The sequence below is a fragment of the Arsenicicoccus sp. oral taxon 190 genome, assembly GCF_001189535.1.
Lineage (GTDB): Bacteria > Actinomycetota > Actinomycetes > Actinomycetales > Dermatophilaceae > Arsenicicoccus.
The window spans coordinates 1951669-1970048 of the sequence record NZ_CP012070.1 but is presented as its reverse complement, the minus strand read 5'-3'; the positions used below and the strand labels follow the sequence as shown (position 1 = coordinate 1970048).

The window sequence follows — 18380 nt, the reverse complement described above, 5'->3', positions numbered from 1 at the left end:
CGTGACGTCCCGTCACCCAGCGGCGTGCACGACCGCCGACCGGCTGGGTGCTAGACGCGCTCGTGCTGGGCCAGGAAGGCCTCGACGTCCCGCGTGGCGGTCACGAGGTCGGCGCCGCTGTCCTCGCGGTGCGACTTGATGGCGGCGATCTTGTGACCCTCGATCGCCAGCCGTTGTGCCTCGGCGCCCAGCACCTCCTGCTCCTGGGGCAGGTGGTTGGCGTCCATGCCGGTGAAGCGCGCGAGCACGCGCACCTGCTCCTCGAGCAGGCTCACCCGGCGCCGGAGGAGCGCGATCTCGCGATCCTTGCCGGAGTCCCCCCACATCAGAGCCATGGCCCCAGCGTAGGTCACGGCATGATCACGGCGAAGTGAAGTCTCGGCGAGCCACCCGGATGCCACCGGACGAGCGACGGACGGGTGACGTAGCCGCCACCACCGGTCACTCAGCGTCGACCCGGCTGCGCCGCCAGCGGATCCCCGCCTCGATGAAGCCGTCGATGTCCCCGTCGAGGACGCCCGAGGTGTTGCCGACCTCGTGCTCGGTCCGCAGGTCCTTGACCATCTGGTAGGGGTGCAGCACGTAGGACCGCATCTGGTCGCCCCAGCTCGCCTTGACGTCGCCGGCGAGCTCCTTCTTCTTGGCGTCCTCCTCCTGCTTCTTCTGCAGCAGCAGGCGGGACTGCAGGACGCGCAGCGCGGCGGCGCGGTTCTGGATCTGGGACTTCTCGTTCTGCATCGACACGACGATGCCGGTGGGGATGTGCGTCATCCGGACCGCGGAGTCGGTGGTGTTGACCGACTGGCCGCCGGGGCCCGAGGAGCGGAAGACGTCGATCTTCAGCTCGTTGTCGGGGATCTCGATGGTGTCGGTGGTCTCGATGAGCGGGATCACCTCGACCGCGGCGAAGCTGGTCTGACGCCGGCCCTGGTTGTCGAAGGGGCTGATCCGCACCAGGCGGTGCGTGCCGGCCTCGACGGACAGGTTGCCGAAGGCGTAGGGCACGTTGACCTCGAAGGTCGCGGACTTCAGGCCCGCCTCCTCGGCGTAGGACGTGTCCATCACCTTGGTCGGGTAGCCGTGCCGCTCGGCCCACCGGAGGTACATCCGCATCAGCATCTCGGCGAAGTCGGCGGCGTCCACGCCACCCGCGCCCGAGCGGATCGTGACGACGGCCTCGCGCTCGTCATACTCCCCCGACAGCAGGGTGCGGACCTCGAGCTCGCCGACCGCCTTGTGGATCGACGCCAGCTCGGTCTCGGCCTCGGCGAGGGTCGCCGCGTCGGACTCCTCCTGGCCCATCTCGACGAGCACCTCGAGGTCGTCGATGCGCTGGTCCATCTCCACGATCCGGTCGCGCTCGGAGTTGGCGCGGGACAGGGCGCTGGTGACCTGCTGCGCGGCGTCCGGGTCGTCCCACAGGTCGGGCGCGCTGGCCTGCTTCTCGAGGTCGGCGATCTGGGTCGCGAGAGCGTCCAGGTTGGTCACCTCGCGCACGTACGTCATGGTCGCGCGGAGGTTCTTGATCTCTTCGGAGAAGTCGGCAGCCACAAAGCAACAGCCTACCGCCCGGGCGCAAACCGCCGGCTCAGCGCAGGTGCCGCAGGTAGCGCTCGGGGTTGTCCAGGAACCGGCGGTAGTGGTCGACGAGGTCCAGGTCCTCCCACGCGGCCGGGCGGTAGCCCTCGTCGTCAAGCTGCAGGAGGGTCGCGCCGGGCAGGGCCGCCAGCACCGGCGAGTGGGTCGCCATGAGCACCTGGCTGTCGCCGCGCTCCATCAGCTCCCGCAGCGTCCCGAGCAGGTGCAGCTGGCTCGTGAAGGACAGCGCCGACTCCGGCTCGTCGAACACGTAGAGGCCGAACCTCTCGGTGAACCGGTGGCCCGTGAACAGGTCCCGGAAGCCCTCGCCGTGCGAGCGCGCGTGGAAGTCCTCGCCGAACATCCCGTCGACGTAGGTGTAGAAGGAGTGCATCGTCTCGGCCCGCAGGAAGAAGCCCCACCGGGTCGCCGACCCCGCGTGCCGCACCACCTGCAGGTGCTCGTGCAGCGGCGACTCGCTCACGCGCGTGACGTGCTGCGCCCCGGTCGAGCCGCCCTCGGCGTTGAGGCCGTAGGCCATCGCGATCCCCTCGACCAGGGTCGACTTGCCGGCGCCGTTCTCCCCCACCAGCACGGTGGCCGGCCCGAGGTCCAGCCCCTCCCGCAGCAGCTGCGCCACAGCCGGTATGGCGAACGGCCAGGCGTCGTCGCGGCGCTGCGGCACCTCGCCGGCCGTCCGCGCCTCGATGCGTCGCACGGGCAGCCGGACGTCGTGCCAGGACCGGGCTGTCGGGCGGCGGGGCGTCATACGTCCATGCTCTCCCACCGGCAGCGGGCGCCGGGGCCCGGACATGCGTGTGGCGTGGCCGCCTCAGGGGAGCAGCCACGCCACACGGGTCGTGATGGTCTGCCGCGGCAGACCGGGTCAGCTGGTCAGACGAACAGCGAGGCGACCAGGACCGAGAGCAGACCGACGACGGAGATGATCGTCTCCATGATCGACCAGGTCTTGATGGTCTCGGAGACCTTGAGGCCGAAGTACTCCTTGACGAGCCAGAAGCCGGCGTCGTTGACGTGGGAGAAGAACAGGGAGCCGGACCCGATCGCCAGGACGAGCAGCGAGGTCTCCCCCGTGCTCATGCCGGCCACCAGCGGCGCGACGATGCCCGACGTGGTGACCGTGGCGACGGTCGCGGAGCCGGTGGCGAGGCGGATGACCACGGCGACGAGCCAGGCGAGCAGCAGCACGGACAGGCCCGAGCTGGCCATCCAGTCGGCCATGAGCTTGCCGATGCCGGTGTCGACCAGGACCTGCTTGAAGCCACCACCGGCGGCGACGATCAGGATGATGCCCGCGATGGGGGGCAGCGAGGACTCGATGCTCTTGGTCAGCTCGGCGCGGGTCCAGCCGGCACCGCGGGAGAAGGTCCACATGGCGACGAGGGCGGCGATCAGCAACGCGATGAGCGGGGTGCCGAGGAAGTCCAGGCTGGTGCGCAGGAGGTTCTTCTTGTCGCTGATGAGGATGTCGGCGAGCGCCTTGCCCATCATCAGGACGACGGGCAGCAGCACGGTGAACAGCGTGATCCCGAAGGCCGGGCGGCGGCCGGTGGTGTCCTCGCGACCCTCGAACAGGTCGGGGGCGGGCACGTCGACCCAGCGACCGGCGATGGTGCCGAAGACGGGACCGGCGATGATCAGCGCGGGGATGGCCAGCAGGACACCGAGGGCCAGCGTGACGCCGAGGTCGGCCTTGAGGACGCCGATGGCCGCCAGCGGGCCGGGGTGCGGGGGCACGAAGCCGTGCATGACGGACAGGCCGGCCAGGGTCGGGATGCCGATGCGGATGAGCGACTGACCGGAGCGGCGAGCCACCAGGTAGATCACCGGCATCAGCAGGACCAGGCCGATCTCGAAGAACATCGGCAGACCGATGAGGGCACCGACGCCGGCCATCGCCCACGGCAGCGCGGCCGGGGACGCCTTGCCGACGATGGTGTCGACGATCTCGTCGGCGGCCCCCGAGTCGGCCATCAGCTTGCCGAAGATCGCGCCGAGGGCGATCAGCGTGCCGACGCTGGCGGCGGTCGAGCCGAAGCCCTTGGTGAAGGACTCGACCGCGGTGTTCATGTTGAGCCCGGCGATGGCGGCCACGGTGAGCGAGCCGATGGTCAGGCCCAGGAAGGGGTGCATCTTGAACCTGGTGATCAGCAGCACGATGAGTGCCATGCCGAGGAGCGCGGCCGGGATGAGCCGAGCCGCGGGGATCGCGGCGGCCGCGTCACCGGCCGAGGCCAGCGAGAGCAGGGAGGTGATCATGGACTTCCTTGTCGTTTGTGCGAGTTCGCGTAGTGCAGAGAGGGGCCGTATGGCGCGGGGGCGCCGGGCCCGAGGTCGGTGGCTAGAGGCCGGCCGCCGCGACGGCCGGGTCGCCGGGCAGGGACTGCTCGGGGAAGGCGGTGACGTAGTCGTCGACGATGCTGTCGACGGGCAGGGCGAAGTCGATGGTCACGCCCGCCTCGTCGTGCTGCAGCGCCTCGAGGGTGGAGTACTGCGAGTCGACCAGGCTCGCCGGCATGAAGTGGCCGGGGCGCCCCTCGACCCGCGCGGTGACGACCTCGCGGTCGCCGTGCAGGTGCAGGAAGGTCAGGTCGGGCGCGCCGCTGCGCAGGATGTCGCGGTAGGACCGCTTGAGGGCGGAGCAGCCGATGACCGCACCGGTCTCCTCGTGGTCGCGCAGCCACTGCGCGAGCGTGAAGAGCCAGGGGGCCCGGTCGTCGTCGTCGAGCGGGATGCCGGCGGACATCTTGCGGATGTTGGCGGGCGGGTGGAAGTCGTCGGCGTCCGCGAAGGGGACCCGCAGCCGTTGGCCGAGGGCGGCGCCGACCGTCGTCTTGCCGCACCCGGTGACACCCATGACCACGACGCGCGGAGCTGCTGCCCGCCCGGTGGCGCTGGTGGTGCCGAAGGAGCTCATCGTCGATGCCCTCCGTGTCAGGGACGCGCCTCTTCGCACGTCGGGGGCACCAGCATGCAACCGCTTGACAGACGATTTCAACCCCACACCCAAAATTAGTATGACGATTAGCCCGTCTGGCCGCCCTAAGATCAACCTGTGGCACCATCGAGACATGGTCGAAGCCACGCCCCCCTCCCCCCGTCCCGCCCGGCGTGACCAGGCCGGGGGCAGCCTGCACGACACCGTGGTGGACCGGCTCGGCCGCGCCATCGTCTCCGGCGAGCTGCCGGCCGGCTCGGTGCTGCGCTCGGAGCTCATCGAGGAGGACTACGGCACCTCGCGGTCCGTGGTGCGGGAGGCGGCCCGGGTGCTGGAGGCGATGGGCCTGATCGCCACCCGGCGCCGGGTCGGCATCACGGTGCAGCCGCGCTCGGAGTGGCAGGTCTTCGACCCCCGGATCATCCGGTGGCGCCTCGACGGCTCCGAGGCCGAGCGCGCGGACCAGCTGCGCTCCCTCAACCAGCTGCGCGCCGGGATCGAGCCGGTCTCGGCCGGCCTCGCCGCCGCCCACGCCACCCCCGAGCAGGCCGCCACCATGGTCGGGTCCGTGATGGAGATGGCCCGGTGGGCCAAGGCCCAGGACCTGGAGGCCTACCTGGAGGCGGACATCGTCTTCCACACGACGCTGCTGCAGGCCTCCGGCAACGAGATGCTCGCGGCCCTCGACGGCGTGGTCGCCGAGGTCCTCGCGGGACGGACCCACCACGACCTGATGCCCGTCGACCCCAACCCGGAGGCGATCCGGCTGCACGGCGACGTGGCGCAGGCCATCCAGGCCGGCGACCCCGCCGGAGCGACGCGCGCCATGCAGGAGATCATCGACGAGGCCGCCGCGGCGGTCGCCGCCGTGGTGGGGTCCTGACCGTCCGGACGAGGAGTGCAGGGCCGGCGGGGGCGGCGGCATACGGCGAAGGGCCCCGGCCCGACCAGGATCTGGTCGGGCCGGGGCCCTCGTGGGACCGGGGTCAGCTGAGGTGCTGGGTGACGACGGTGGGCCAGCTGCCGCCGACGGTGGGCCAGCTGCCGCCCACGTTGGGGACGACAGCAGCCGCGCCGATGGAAGCGGCAACGGCGAGACCGGCGATGGCGCGGGTAACCTTCTTGAGCATGATGATCGACTCCTTCGGTGGCATCTGCCTGGGGGTAGCCGGTATGTTACGCCCACAGTCAACACCAGCGGAAGACCCATGACCGAAGACAATGGATTTGGTGGCGCCCTGCGCGCCGCGCGCCTCGCAGCCGGCATGTCGCAGTCCGAGCTGGGAGAGCCGACCTTCTCGCGCAGCTATATCTCGCTGGTCGAGTCCGGCAACCGCGCGCCGAGCCGCGAGATCGTCGAGCACGTGGCCGACAAGCTCGGCATGTCGGTCGACGACGTGCAGGCCTGGGCGCTGGCGTCCGGCAAGCGGGGTGACGCCCGGGCCGCGGTGCTGCAGTCCGAGGCGCTGAGCCTGCTGACGACGCACACCTTCGAGGGAGCGGTCAAGGCGGCCTCCGACCTGCGCGACTTCGCGCTCGAGGCGGACCGGCTCGACCTGTGGTGGACCGCCGCGCTGATGGACCTGACGCTGCGGATCGAGAACGACCAGGCCGAGGACGTCATCGAGCAGGTCCGCGCGCTCGCGGGGCACTGGTTCACCCGGCAGTCGGCGGTGCTGACCGGCCGGGTCCGCACCGTGCTGGCCGTGGCGCTGCGGGTGTCCGGCGACCTCGACGCCTCCGCCAAGGAGGCCCACGCGGCGGTACTGGCCTTCCAGGCGCACCCGACGTGGCGCGCGACCGGCATCGCGGGGCTGACTGCGCTGGTGTCGGCGCTCGGGCAGCAGCACCGCTACAGCGACGCGTCGAGCTGGGCGCAGGACCTCGCCAAGGGCGCGGCCGACGCGCCCAACCGGCTCGAGGCGGGCAACGCCTACTGGGCGCTCGCCAACCTGGCCCTGGCCACCGGCGACCCGCACGCGGGGCTCAGCTACTACGACCAGGCCATCGCGGCGATCGACCCTGACGGGCATCTGCGCAGGTGGGGGCGGGTGCACCGGGCTGCTGCGGACTTCCGGCTCAAGGCGGGGGTGGACCTGGAGGCCGTCCCGTCGCTGCTCGACAAGGCCGCGACGGCGTTCTCGCTGAGCTCGGCGGCGAGCGACCACGTGGAGCTGGCGCTGGTGCGCGGCAAGCACGCCTGCGCCGTGGAGGACTGGGCGACCGCCCGCACCCAGCTGGAGCAGGTGGTGCGCGACGGGCACCTGCTGGCGGCGAGCGAGCAGGCGGACGCCCACCACCACCTGGGCGCGGCGCTGAGCGAGCTCGGCGAGCACAAGGAGGCCGCCGAGCACCTGCAGGAGTCGGTCCGGCTGCTGGTCCGCATCGGCCAGGCGGCCCCCAGCACGCAGCCCTGACCTGGGCCAGGACCTCCGCCACCCCGTGACACCACCAGTGACGGTGGCGGCGCGGGCGTGTGACGGCCAGCCCCTCGCCGGAAGCCCTGTCCGCTTGAGGCGGGGGCTCTCGGGTGGCGTCTCATCGGACCTGCGAGCGCGCCCGCGACACCACGGTGACGGTCACTCCCCCGCCGAACGCCTCGGCCACCCCACCCACGATCGGCAGGTCCACCCGACCGACCACCTCCACCACCGCCGACTCGCCGTCGGGGCTGCCGGTGCGCGACCCGAGGGACCAGGACCGCACCAGGTGGGGGCGGCGCTCCTCGGCGAGGTGGCGGCCCGCGATCTCCGCCACGCCGGCGCGCGCGACGGGGACCCGCTCGTGCAGGCCCTCGGCGTAGACGCGGTCCTCGTCGACGCGGTCGGCGGCGTCCAGGGCGGCGGAGTCGGCGGCGTCCCACAGCTGGGTGCGGGCCAGCTGCACCGCGGTCACGTCGATCCCGACCACGACGAGCATCCCGGCCACCACGGTGAGGCCCAACGACAGCAGCGAGATCGAGCCCCGCTCCCGCTCCGGCCGTGCGCCTGTATGCCGCTCCCGCTCCGGCCGTGCGCCTGTATGCCGCTCCCGCTCCGGCCGTGCGCCTGTATGCCGCTCCCGTCCCGGCCGCGCGCCGGGTCCCCGCTCCCGTCCCGGCCGCGCGCCGGGTCCACGCCTCACGGCTCGCCCCGGAAGCGCTCGACCGTGGCCAGGTGCTCCCCGGTCACGCTGACCTCGGAGGGCACGACGCCGCGGACGACGTCCGGCACCAGGGGCAGCGGGATCCGCAGGGTCGAGGAGGCGCGCACCCGGGCGTCCGGCCCCAGGCACGGGTCGTCGAGGCAGGTGAGCGCCACCTCGCCGCCGTTGAAGCCGTAGCTCTGGTAGATCACCCTGGCCGCCGACCGGGCGCGCGCCCGGCCGATGCCCGCCTCGCGGGACTCGGCGAAGACGCGGGCCGCGTCCCTGGCCGCCCCCGACACGGCATACGAACCGGCCTGCAGCTGGGACAACGTCATCACGAGGTAGCACAGCGGCACCAGCAGCAGCACCGCGACGCCGATGAACTCCAGGCTCGCCGAACCGCGCTCCCCGCACCGCCGGCTCGCGGTCCTGGCCACGAGCCCGGTCGTGGCCCTGGTCAGGGCTCTGGTCGCGGCTCTGGGCATGGTTCCGGTCACGACGGATCCTGGCCCTCGCGGTAGGCCCGCCCGGACACCGTGAGGGCGTGGGTCGGTCCGAGAGTGCCGATCACCGGCAGCGGGGCGCGGACGGTGACCTCCACGACCGCGACCCCGTCGACGCTGGACAGGCGCGAGGACACGTCAGCGGCGTAGGCGTCGCCGGCGAAACCGCGCAGCAGCTGCTGCGCCCGACCCACCGATGCCCCAGGATCCACGTCGGCGCGGGCGCCGTAGCGGGCACCCTCGACGGCGCACTGGGCCACGGTGTTGCGGACGTGCAGCGCGATGGCCACCTGGACCACCCCGAGGAAGAGGACCATGAGCAGCACCGTGACCATGGCGTACTCCGCCACGGCGGAGCCCCGCTCGCCCTCTCGCTCGCCGCCGCGCGGCCGTCTCACCGGCACCTCAGCCGCCGATCGTGGCCATGGCCTTCTCGAAGAGGCCGGTCAGGGCCGGCTTGGCCACGAGCGCCAGCGCCGCCACGAGACCGGCGGTCATCAGGGTGATCATCACCCAGCCCGGCACGTCGCCGCGCTCGCGGTCCTCGCGCAGCTGGGCCGGCAGGGCGCCGAGCACATGGAGCATCGCGGTGGTGCGGGCAGAGATCGCCAGGCACGCGGTCTGGATGTGGGTCATCTTGTCCTCCTGTGGTTCTGGGGGTGTGGGGTCTTGGGTTCTGAGGTCTTGGGGTCTGGGGGACGGGCGGTCTCGGGGCGGTCAGACGGTGAGGGTGAGGAGCTGCAGCCCCGGGAACACCGCGAAGAGCACGGTCACCGGGAGGATGAGGAAGACGACCGGGATCATCATCGCGATCTCCCGACGACCGCCCTCCTCCATCACGGCCCGGCGCCCCTGCTCACGGACGTCCTGGGCCTGCGCACGCATCACCTCGGCCAGCGGCGTGCCGCGCTCGACGGCGATCACGATCCCGTCGACGAACCTCGCCAGCCCGGGGAGGCCCGTCCGGTCCGCCAGGGTCTGCAGCGCGGCCGGCAGGCTCAGGCCGGCGCGCGCCTCGGCGAGGCAGAGCCGCAGCTCGTGGGCCAGGTCGCCACCGGACAACCGGCAGACGCGGTCCAGCGCGCCCGCGGCCCCCTCCCCCGCGGTCACCGACAGCGCCAGCAGCTCGGCGACCGTGGGGAACTCCTGCAGGATCCGCTGCTCGCGTCGCCGCACGCCGCGGGTGAGCCAGTGGTCGCGCAGCACCACGCCGCTCATCGCGGCGACGGCGACCAGCACCACGGCGGGCATGACGGCCCCGCGGTCCCGGGCCACGGCCACCACCGCCAGGGCTCCGCCCAGGGCGGCCCCGCCGGCGCCCCACAGGACCTGCTCGGCGCGGAAGCCCTCCACGTCCGCAGGAGCCCCTGCCCGGAGCAGCCGGCGACGCACCGACTCCTGGCCCCCCAGGGCCCGGTCCAGCCGGGAGCCCAGCCGCACGAGCAGCGGCCGGAGCAGGTCCGCGAGGCCCGAGTCCGACGGTGTGACGGCGCGGGCGGTGGACGGCAGCTGCACGTCCTGGAGGTAGGGAGAGATGCGATCGGCCAGGGTGGGGCGCCGTCGCACCGGCAACCGGTGCCAGACGAGCAGCAGGCCGCAGGCCCACGCGAGCCCGAGGACCGCCCCGGGCCAGGACCAGGAGGACGCGAGGTTCATCGCAGCACCCGCTGCTCCTCGGGCAGCCGCCCGATCCGGGTCATGGCCCAGTAGGCCAGGGAGGACATCAGGGCACCGCTGCCCAGCACCAGGGCACCGAGCGGGGTGCCGTAGGGCTGCAGCGAAGCAGGCCGGGTGGCCATCGTCGCGAGCACGACCCACGGGGAGGCGACGGCCAGCCGGGCGGCGTTGACGGTCCAGCTCTGGCGGCTCTCCATCTCGGCGCGCGTGCGGGCGTCCTCGCGCAGGAAGGTCGACAGGGTCCGCAGCAGCCGACCCAGGTCGCTGCCTCCCACCTCTCGGGCGATGCGCAGCGACTCGACGAGCCGGTCGCCGACGGGATCGGCGAGCTCGCCCTTGAGGCGGTCGAGGCAGTCGCTGAACCGACCGGTCACCCGGTAGTCGTCGGCGAACCTGGCGAAGGCCGGTCGCAGCGGCTCGGGGCCACGGACGGCGAGCTGGGCGAGAGCCTCGGGGAGCGCGAGCCCGGCCCGGACCCCGGAGGCCACGTTGTCCACGGCGTCCGGCCACAGGTCGCGCAGCATGAGGCGCCGGCGCCTGGCCCGGCTGCGGACGTAGGTGACGGGAGCGAGCGCCGCCAGGGCGGCGAAGCAGGCGGCCACGGGCACCACGGCGATGGTGGCCCAGGCGAGCACGAAGGTCAGGCCGCCGAGGAGCAGCGACCCGGTCACGAGCTGGGAGACGGTGACGGTCCGCAGGTCCGCCTGGACGAGCGCGTCGGCCAGGCCGCCGCCGCGGCGGGGGCGCGGGTCCGGAGGCGCGGACTCGTCGGGGGCCCAGCAGGACCACCACACGCAGAAGAGACCCACCCCGAGCAGGAGGCCGACGGCCAGGCCGCTCATGCACCCCTCCCGAGGATCTCGGAGACGTCGTAGCCAGCACGCTCGAAGCGGTCGAGGTGGGGTGGGAAGCCGTCGGCCCGCACCAGCTCCCCGCCGCGTCGCACGAAGAGATCCGCGACCTCCACCACGTCGTCCTCCACGCGGCCCGGGACGGCGACGATCTCGCGCACCCGGCGCGTGCCGTCTCGCTCCAGCGCCACCTGCACCACGAGGTCGATGCTCCCGGCGACCGTCGGGACGACGAAGCGGCTGCCGACGTTCTCCCCGGCCAGCAGCGGCAACGTGCACATCTTGGTGATCGCCTCGCGGGCGGAGTTGGCGTGGATGGTGGCCATGCCCGGCAGCCCGCTGTTGAGCGCGATCAGCAGGTCCAGGCTCTCCTCCTGGCGCACCTCGCCCACGATGATCCGCGACGGGCGCATCCGCAGGGCCTCCTTGACGAGGCGCCGCAGCGGGATCTCCCCGGTGCCCTCGAGGCTGGACTGGCGGCACTGCATGCCCGCGACGTCGCGCAGCGGGATCTGCAGCTCGAAGACCTCCTCGCAGGTGACGACCCGCTCGCGGGGCGGGATCGCGGACGCGAGGCAGTTGAGCATGGTGGTCTTGCCGGCCTGGGTGCCCCCGCTCACCAGGACGTTGAGCCCGGCCGCCACGGAGGCCGCGAGGAGCTCGGCGGCGTGCGGGGTCAGCGTCCCCAGGCGGACGAGGTCGTCGAGGTGGCTCGCCCGAGCCACGAAGCGGCGGACGTTGACCTGCCAGTGCTGCCGCGAGACGTCCGGGATCACGACGTGCAGGCGTGACCCGTCGGGCAGCGAGGCGTCGACGAAGGGCGAGCTGAGGTCGACCCGCCGGCCGGACGTCTTGAGCATCCGCTCCACGAGGTCTCGGACCCCGTCGTGCGTGAGGATCGTCGGCGTGAGCTCGCTGACGCCGTCCCTGGCCACGAAGACCTTGCCGGGCTCGTTGATCCACAGCTCTTCGACCCGAGGGTCGTCGAAGTAGGGCTGCAAGGGGCCGAAGCCGGCCACCTCGTCGAGGATCTCCTTGGCGGTCCGGGCCGGGTCGTCGAGTGGGGGCAGCCCGGCCGTGACGGAGCGCTCGTCGAAGTCCTCCACGGCGCGGGTCACGAGGGCGGCCACGCGGGCACGGTCGAGCACGGGGTCGACTCCGTCACGCCGGATCAGGTCCTTGATCTCGGCCTCGAGGGTGGCGCTGGTCATGTGGAGCTCCTTCGTCGGGCCTCGCCAATCTAGGGAGGAAAGCCGCGCTCCCGGGCAGATCCACCTGAATGGCTGTGGACGACACGGACTGCCACGACCACTCGCCGCGACCTGTGGATAACCGGCGGGGTCGCCGGTTCCGGCAGCGCATCCTGGCCCTTCGGACGGAGGACGGGGTGAGGCATGCGGCTGGACCTGGTGCTGCGCCGGAGCGGCAACGACGCGCTGGTCACGATCACGTGTGCCCCGGGCACGCCTTGGGTGCTCGTGCGGGACGAGCTGTGCGCCGAGCAGGCCCTTCCCGCCGGTGCCGTATGCCGCATCGACGGCCGCCGGCTCCCGGACGACGCGGTCGTGGGGGTGCCCCCGCTCCTTCGCGGCGCGGTGGTGACCACCGACGGCGCGACCGCGCCGGCGGCGCCCAGCCCCCTGCTGCTCGCCGTGCTGGGAGGCCCGGCCGCCGGGCTGGTGCTCCCCCTCGCGTCCGGTCACCTGGCGCTCGGCCGGCACCCGGACTGCGACCTCACGATCCCGGACCCAGCTCTGTCCCGGCACCACGCCGTGCTGTCGGTGGACGACGCCGGCGTGGCCCTCGTCGACGCCGGGTCGACCAACGGCTCCGAGGTGGACGACGAGGTGGCCCAGGGGCCACGAGCTCTCACGGTGGGGGTCCCGCTGCGGCTGGGCCGCTCCACCGTGGCCGTCGTGCGGGCACCCCGGACGCGCCCCGTCGAGCCCGACGGCGAGGGGCGGCTGGGCGTCCGGCCCGCACCGGCGCCCCGGCGGGTCGTGGAGCAGACCACCCTCGAGCGCCCCCGGCCCCCCGCGCCGGACGGGCCACGCCCGTTCCCCTGGCTGACCCTGGCTCTCCCGCTGCTCGCGGCCGGCGTCCTGGCGGCGGTGGTGCGGGCGCCGTACCTGCTGGCATTCGGGCTGCTCGGGCCGGTCATGGTCCTGGCGACCTTCCTGACCGACCGACGGGCACGCCGCCGCAGCCACTCTCGCGACGCCGAGCAGCATCGTGAGGCCCTGCGCGAGCTCGACCGGGCCGTGGAGCAGGCAGCCCGCCGGGAGCTCGCCACCCTAGAGGCCCGGACCCTCGACCCCGCCTCGGCGTTGCTGGTCGCGCGCTCCCGCGGGCCGCGGCTGTGGCAACCGAGCGCCCCCGACGGGTCCCTGCCGCTACGGCTGGGCCGCGCCGACATCCCCTCGCACGTGCTCGTCCGGTCCTGCGGACCCGAAGGTGACGGCGTCGAGGGGGTCGCGCTGCGCAACGCGCCCGTCGAGCTGGACCTGGCGGCCGCGGGCTCCCTCGGCGTCGGAGGACCCGGTGCCGGGCGGGCCGTCTCGGCGGCCCTGGGCTCCCTGGCTGCGGGGATGCCCCCGGGCACGATCCGGCTGCACGTGCTGTGCCCGTCCGAGCGGGGGTGCCGTCGCTGGTCATGGGTCCGCTGGTTGCCGCACGCCGGACCCCCGATGGTGATCGGCAGCAGCGACGCCGAGGCCCTGTGCGCACGGCTGGTGGGGACGGCCGGCGACCCACCGGCCGGCCCCGGGCTCGGCGCCCCGGAGGCCACCACCGCGCGGGAGATCGTCGTGGTCACCGACGCCGACCACCCCGCGGCCGGGGCGCTGGTGCGCCGCCTGGCCCCGTCACCCGCGCAGCGTGGCGGCCCCCTGGTCGTCGCGGTGTCCGAGCGTGAGGACGGGGTGCCCGCCACCGTGGGTGCCTGGATGCGCCTGGCGCCGGACGGCACCGCGACGGTCGGTCGTCCTGACGGCACGATGCACACCGCCGTCGTGCCGGACCTCGCCGCCGACGGCTGGACCAGCGAGATCGCGGGCCACCTCGCCCCGCTCACCAGCGCGGCGCCCGCAGCGGGCTGGTCACCACCGCCGGACCGTGTCGTCCTGTCCGACGTCTCGCCGCTGGACCTGTCCGACCCGGACGGCATACGAGCTGCTTGGCAGGCACCGACGCGGGGGCCCGTCGCCCCGCTCGGACACACCGGGTCAGGGCCGGTGCTGCTGGACCTCGTCGCCGACGGACCCCACGTCCTGGTCGGCGGCACCACCGGGTCAGGCAAGTCCGAGCTGCTGCAGACCCTCGTCGCCGGGCTCGCGCTGGCGCTGCCTCCGGACGAGCTCACCTTCCTGCTGGTCGACTACAAGGGCGGCGCGGCGTTCGCCGAGTGCTCGGAGCTGCCCCACACGTGCGGCCTCATCACCGACCTGGACCCGCACCTCGCACGCCGAGCCTTGGCGTCGCTGCGGGCCGAGCTGACCTACCGCGAGCGCGTCCTGCGCGACGCGGGGGCGGCCGACCTCGCGGCCTACGACCACCGCCGAGGACCCCACGACCCACCGCTGCCCCGGCTCGTCATCGTCATCGACGAGTTCCGGATGCTGGCGGCAGAGCTGCCCGAGTTCGTGACGGGCGTGCTCGCCGTGGCCGCCGTGGGGCGGTCGTTGGGCGTGCACCTGGTGCTGGCCACACAGCGCCCCGCCGGCGTGGTGACGGCCGACATCCGGGCCAACGTCAACGCCCGGATCGCGCTGCGCATGCGCGACCGGGCCGACTCCGAGGATGTCCTGGAGGCGCCCGACGCGGCACGGATCAGCGACCGCGCCCCCGGGCGGGCGCTGTGGCGCGCCGGCGACCAGGGCCTGCAGACCTTCCAGACGGCCTGGGCCGGCGCTCCTGCCCCGACCGGCGCGGTCCCTCCCGTCCTGGTGGAGGTGGACGGGCGCCCCACGGTCAGCCCCGCGCCAGGACCCGACGCGGACCGACCCACCGAGCTGAGCGTCCTCGTCCGCAGCGTCCGCACCGCCGCGGCCGGGCGCCCCACCCCCCGCAGCCCGTGGCTCCCGCCGCTCCCCGACCAGGTCGTGGCAGCCGACCTGCCGGTCTCGTCCTCGACGCGGATCCCCTTGGGCCTGGCCGATCTTCCGGACCAGCAGAGCCGCGCCGTCCACGTCCTGGACCTGGCCGCAGGGCGGCACCTCGCCGTCGTGGGCACCCACCGCACGGGCCGGACGACGGCGTTGCGGGCGCTCGCCACCGCGGCCGCCGCCACGCCGGGCGTGGCCGAGCAGCTGCACGTCCACGTGGTCGACGGCGGCAACAGCCTGGACGACCTCCCCCTGCTGCCCCACTGCGGGACCCGGGTGACCCGTGACGACCCGCAGCGGACGGTGCAGCTGTTGCGGCGGCTCGCGGCCTCCTGCCACGACCGCGCACCGGACGCTCCCCGGGTGCTGCTGCTCGTCGACCGGTGGGACGCCGTGCTCGCCGGAGCCGACCCGCTGCTCGCCGCGACCCTCCAGGACGCGATGGTCGCGCTGCTGCGCGACGGACCCGCGGGTGGGCTCGTCACAGCGATCGCGGGCGACCGGTCGCTCCTCACCTCCTCCCTGGCGGCCCACCTGGGCGAACGGCTCGTGCTGCAGCTCACCGACGCGGCGGACCTCGCCCTGTGCGGCATCCCCGCCCAGGCCCGCCCGGACCACCAGCCCCCTGGACGCGCGCTGCGCAGCGGTGACCACGCCGAGGTGCAGCTGGTGCAGGCGCAGCGCGTCACGCCGGCGCTGGCCGCCACCCTGGCGCCGCCGGCCCGCCCGCCGCTGCGGCTCGTCCCCCTGCCGGCCCGCGCGGACCTCGACGAGCTCTCGCGAGCGTGCCCCGGAGCCGTCGGGCTCGGTGGTGACGAGGCCACCCCGGTGCGTATGCCGCTCCCCTCACCCGGCGTCGTCGCCGTGCTCGGGCCCCCGGGGAGCGGGCGTTCGACCGCGCTCGCCGTCCTGGCCCGGGCACACCTCGACCGGCCGGCCGAGCCTGGGACGGCGTCCGCCCAGCCTCCGACGGCGCCCGCCGAGCGGCTCGTGGTGGTCACCCCGGGACGTTCTCCGTTGGCGGACTGGGCCCGCGAAGCCGGGGCGACCGTTGCCGGGCCGCACGACGCCGACCTGCTGCGTGCCCACCTGGACCGGCATCCCGGAGCGGTGCTCCTCGTCGACGGCGTCGACCTGCTCGTGGACAGCCCCGTCGAGGCGGTCTGCGTCGAGGCCGCCCGCCGTGCCACCGCCGTCGTCGGTCGTCTACGCGGGTCCAACCCGCCGCAGCCGGTCGTGGTCGCCGCCGGCACCACCGCGCAGCTCGCCACCACCTACCGGGGCCTGCCCGCGGAGCTGCGGCGTGCCACCACCGGCATCGTCCTGCAGCCCCGCCACGCCTCCGACGGCGACCTGCTCGGGGTGCCCGTGCCGCGCCTGCACAACCCTCCCCCCGGCCGGGGCGTGCTCGTCCACGCGGGGCGGACCCTGGTGGTCCAGGTCGGGCACCTCGACCTGGCGCCGCGCGGCGGTCCGCCCGCCCACCTCGGGCCAACAGCGGGCACAATCGTCGGGTGAGCCCACCACCGACCCCCGCGACGCGCTTCGCCGTGGTCGCCGTCGGGGCCGTCGGAGGCGCCCTCCTGCGGGCCGGGATCAGCGAGCTCATCCCCCTGGACGACTCCCACTTCCCCACCGCGCTGCTGCTCACCCAGGCCATCGGGTGCGGGCTCGCGGGACTGCTCACCCCCACCCTGCTGCGCCGCGGACCGCTCTGGTCGTTGGGCTTCCTCACCGGCGCGCTCGGCTCCTTCACCACCTTCGGGCTCTTCACCGGCGAGATCCTGCTGCTCGCGCCCGAGCACCTCGTCACGGCCATCGTCTACCTGCTCGCCGCCGTGCTCGTCGGCGTCTCCGCCGCGTGGGCCGGTGTGGCCGTCGCCATGGGCGACCTGCCCTCGCGCGAGCACCTCACCCGACTCTCCCGACCCGGCAGCGGCGACGGCCGGGACGCCCGCCAGGGCCCGAGCGGCTACCAGCACCCCATCCGCTCCCGCGACCGCGGCCAGGCCGCCTCCCCCGTGCAGCACGAGCGCCGGCGGTGGCGCCGGTGAGGCTCGTCGACACCCTGTGCCTGGCCGTCGGCGCCGGCATCGGCGCGATGGCGCGCTACGCCATCGCGCTGCGCGCCCCGTCGCGCGACGAGCTGCCCCGCGGCGCCATCGCCACCACCATCAGCGACGTCCTCGCGTCGCTGCTCATCGGGCTGATGCTGCACTGGTACGCCACCGGCCGACTCGCCCAACCCGCCTACGCCCTGCTCGGCATGGGTCTCGCCGGCAGCCTCGGCAGCTGGTCGGCACTCGCCGTCGGCTGCGCCGAGCTCGCCCACCGGCGCGACTGGCCGATGCTCGCGACCTACCTCGGCGGCAACGTGCTCGGCGGCGTGCTCGCCGCCGCCATCGGGTGGGCCCTCGCCGGCGGCTGAGCCCACCCCCGGCACCTGAGCGCACCGTCACTGACCGGGCCCGCCCGCCCCGGCAGCCGCAGAGCGGGAGCCGCAGAGCGCAGCCCCGACGGCCCTCTCTCAGCCTCGGCCGTCGGTCGGCGCCGGGCGCGACAGCAGGATCCCCAGCACCGCCACCGTGATCCCCAGGGTCACCAGCGCCGCCACGACCACCTCGCCGCTCTGCCACAGGCTCACCGCGACCGGCGCGAGCAGGCCGTGCCACACCACCGTCGGGGTCCGGGGCCACCGGGCGCCGCGCAGCAGGCCCCCGGCGAGGGCCACGAACCCCGCAGCCGCCAGCAGGAAGAGCACCAGCTCCACCACCGACCGGGCCACCTCGCGGGTGTGACCCTGCGCGATCTCCCAGCCCCACCAGGCCGCCGCGACCACCGCGACCACCGCCTCGACCCCGAGGACCAGCGCGGCCCACACCTGGCTGCCCGCGGCACCAGCGACGGACGGCTGCCGACGATCACTCACAGTTAGCTATCCTCCGGGAGGTCTAGACCGACCGTGGCTCGGCGTCGCACGTTCGGCCCTGATCTTGCGCCCACATCTAGTCAAATGGTGGACGCAGTCCCTAGACTAATGAGTCGGTGTGCATCCGGCCTTGCTCGATCAAACAGCCCGTCGCCGCAGGGTGACGACGACGACAGGCGTCACCTCTTGTGCGTCCGTCGGGCGATCTGTGAGGCTGGACGACACGGTGTCGGAACACACCGGAGCCGTCCCACGTTGGACGACACATGGCGACTGCCCACAAGGGTACCGCCGCCCTGGATGCCCCCTCGCACCCAGGCCGCTTCGTCAATGCAAGGAGCAGGATCAAGATGGACTGGCGCGACCGCGCGGCCTGCCTTGAAGAGGACCCGGAGCTGTTCTTCCCGATCGGCAACACCGGACCGGCCATCATGCAGATCGAGGAAGCCAAGGCCGTGTGCCGGCGCTGCCCCGTGATGGACACCTGCCTCAAGTGGGCCATCGAGTCCGGCCAGGACGCCGGCGTCTGGGGTGGCATGTCCGAGGACGAGCGTCGCGCTCTCAAGCGCCGCAACGCCCGGGCCCGCCGAGCCAGCTGACCGCGTCCCCCGGGACCACCCGCACAGACTCCGACGGCGCCGTCACCCGACCAGG

20 protein-coding genes are annotated in these 18380 nt (G+C 73.8%); 6 read left to right on the top strand and 14 right to left on the bottom strand.

Going from position 1 to position 18380, the window contains the following annotated elements; translation table 11 throughout:
- Positions 1-50 precede the first annotated feature (50 nt).
- The 5 genes from ADJ73_RS09215 to ADJ73_RS09195 form a co-directional block, all read right to left on the bottom strand.
- Positions 51-335 (bottom strand): hypothetical protein, encoded by a 285-nt coding sequence (locus tag ADJ73_RS09215; RefSeq protein WP_156188186.1) that lies wholly within the window; start codon positions 333-335, stop codon positions 51-53.
- Between the two features lie 106 nt (positions 336-441).
- Complete coding sequence (gene prfB, locus ADJ73_RS09210) at positions 442-1551, bottom strand: peptide chain release factor 2 (protein ID WP_050348030.1); 1110 nt, start codon at positions 1549-1551, stop codon at positions 442-444.
- 37 nt (positions 1552-1588) lie between these two features.
- The gene (locus tag ADJ73_RS09205) at positions 1589-2347 is read right to left on the bottom strand and encodes an AAA family ATPase (protein ID WP_050348029.1); all 759 of its coding nucleotides are present in this window, start codon (positions 2345-2347) and stop codon (positions 1589-1591) included.
- A gap of 125 nt (positions 2348-2472) precedes the next feature.
- On the bottom strand, positions 2473-3858 hold the full coding sequence (locus ADJ73_RS09200; RefSeq protein ID WP_050348028.1) for a GntP family permease: 1386 nt from the start codon (positions 3856-3858) through the stop codon (positions 2473-2475).
- A gap of 82 nt (positions 3859-3940) precedes the next feature.
- Positions 3941-4516: a gluconokinase gene (locus ADJ73_RS09195; protein ID WP_050348027.1), complete on the bottom strand. Its 576-nt coding sequence runs from the start codon at positions 4514-4516 to the stop codon at positions 3941-3943.
- A 154-nt stretch (positions 4517-4670) separates the two neighbouring features.
- Between ADJ73_RS09195 and ADJ73_RS09190 the strand changes: the two genes are divergently transcribed.
- Positions 4671-5420 carry a FadR/GntR family transcriptional regulator gene (locus tag ADJ73_RS09190; RefSeq protein ID WP_050348026.1) on the top strand — a complete coding sequence of 250 codons (750 nt, stop codon included), beginning with the start codon at positions 4671-4673 and terminating at the stop codon, positions 5418-5420.
- A 103-nt stretch (positions 5421-5523) separates the two neighbouring features.
- Here the strand turns inward: ADJ73_RS09190 and ADJ73_RS16970 are convergent, their stop codons facing one another.
- Positions 5524-5691 carry a hypothetical protein gene (locus ADJ73_RS16970; protein ID WP_156188185.1) on the bottom strand — a complete coding sequence of 56 codons (168 nt, stop codon included), beginning with the start codon at positions 5689-5691 and terminating at the stop codon, positions 5524-5526.
- Between the two features lie 54 nt (positions 5692-5745).
- Here ADJ73_RS16970 and ADJ73_RS09185 point away from each other — a divergent pair, with 54 nt between their 5' ends.
- Positions 5746-6954, top strand: a complete 1209-nt coding sequence (locus tag ADJ73_RS09185; protein WP_082176871.1) for a helix-turn-helix domain-containing protein — start codon at positions 5746-5748, stop codon at positions 6952-6954.
- Between the two features lie 121 nt (positions 6955-7075).
- Here ADJ73_RS09185 and ADJ73_RS09180 read toward each other — a convergent pair whose 3' ends face one another.
- The 7 genes from ADJ73_RS09180 to ADJ73_RS09150 form a co-directional block, all read right to left on the bottom strand.
- The gene (locus tag ADJ73_RS09180) at positions 7076-7480 is read right to left on the bottom strand and encodes a pilus assembly protein TadG-related protein (protein WP_156188184.1); all 405 of its coding nucleotides are present in this window, start codon (positions 7478-7480) and stop codon (positions 7076-7078) included.
- Positions 7481-7656: 176 nt separating this feature from the next.
- The gene (locus ADJ73_RS09175; protein ID WP_253272528.1) at positions 7657-8160 is read right to left on the bottom strand and encodes a pilus assembly protein; all 504 of its coding nucleotides are present in this window, start codon (positions 8158-8160) and stop codon (positions 7657-7659) included.
- A complete protein-coding gene (locus ADJ73_RS09170) occupies positions 8157-8564 on the bottom strand; it encodes a TadE family protein (protein ID WP_253272527.1) in 408 nt (135 codons plus the stop codon). Before ADJ73_RS09170 ends, ADJ73_RS09175 begins: the two co-directional genes overlap by 4 nt.
- Before the next feature lie 7 nt (positions 8565-8571).
- A complete protein-coding gene (locus tag ADJ73_RS09165; RefSeq protein WP_050349345.1) occupies positions 8572-8751 on the bottom strand; it encodes a hypothetical protein in 180 nt (59 codons plus the stop codon).
- A 132-nt stretch (positions 8752-8883) separates the two neighbouring features.
- Positions 8884-9822, bottom strand: coding sequence for a type II secretion system F family protein (locus ADJ73_RS09160; protein ID WP_050348022.1), 939 nt, complete (start codon positions 9820-9822; stop codon positions 8884-8886).
- Positions 9819-10685, bottom strand: a complete 867-nt coding sequence (locus ADJ73_RS09155; RefSeq protein WP_050348021.1) for a type II secretion system F family protein — start codon at positions 10683-10685, stop codon at positions 9819-9821. The genes ADJ73_RS09160 and ADJ73_RS09155 overlap by 4 nt, the downstream gene beginning before the upstream one ends.
- The gene (locus tag ADJ73_RS09150; RefSeq protein WP_050348020.1) at positions 10682-11905 is read right to left on the bottom strand and encodes a CpaF family protein; all 1224 of its coding nucleotides are present in this window, start codon (positions 11903-11905) and stop codon (positions 10682-10684) included. Before ADJ73_RS09150 ends, ADJ73_RS09155 begins: the two co-directional genes overlap by 4 nt.
- 183 nt (positions 11906-12088) lie before the next feature.
- On the opposite strand from ADJ73_RS09150, the gene ADJ73_RS09145 reads away from it, so the two are divergent.
- The 3 genes from ADJ73_RS09145 to ADJ73_RS09135 are packed head-to-tail and all read left to right on the top strand — an operon-like array spanning position 12089 to position 17225.
- Positions 12089-16315: an FtsK/SpoIIIE domain-containing protein gene (locus ADJ73_RS09145; protein ID WP_050348019.1), complete on the top strand. Its 4227-nt coding sequence runs from the start codon at positions 12089-12091 to the stop codon at positions 16313-16315.
- Complete coding sequence (locus tag ADJ73_RS16965; RefSeq protein WP_156188183.1) at positions 16312-16851, top strand: fluoride efflux transporter FluC; 540 nt, start codon at positions 16312-16314, stop codon at positions 16849-16851. The genes ADJ73_RS09145 and ADJ73_RS16965 overlap by 4 nt, the downstream gene beginning before the upstream one ends.
- The gene (locus tag ADJ73_RS09135) at positions 16848-17225 is read left to right on the top strand and encodes a fluoride efflux transporter FluC (protein WP_156188182.1); all 378 of its coding nucleotides are present in this window, start codon (positions 16848-16850) and stop codon (positions 17223-17225) included. The genes ADJ73_RS16965 and ADJ73_RS09135 overlap by 4 nt, the downstream gene beginning before the upstream one ends.
- A 99-nt stretch (positions 17226-17324) precedes the next feature.
- Here the strand turns inward: ADJ73_RS09135 and ADJ73_RS09130 are convergent, their stop codons facing one another.
- On the bottom strand, positions 17325-17726 hold the full coding sequence (locus ADJ73_RS09130; protein ID WP_050348016.1) for a hypothetical protein: 402 nt from the start codon (positions 17724-17726) through the stop codon (positions 17325-17327).
- Between the two features lie 350 nt (positions 17727-18076).
- On the opposite strand from ADJ73_RS09130, the gene ADJ73_RS09125 reads away from it, so the two are divergent.
- A complete protein-coding gene (locus ADJ73_RS09125; RefSeq protein ID WP_029211567.1) occupies positions 18077-18325 on the top strand; it encodes a WhiB family transcriptional regulator in 249 nt (82 codons plus the stop codon).
- Positions 18326-18380: the final 55 nt, after the last annotated feature.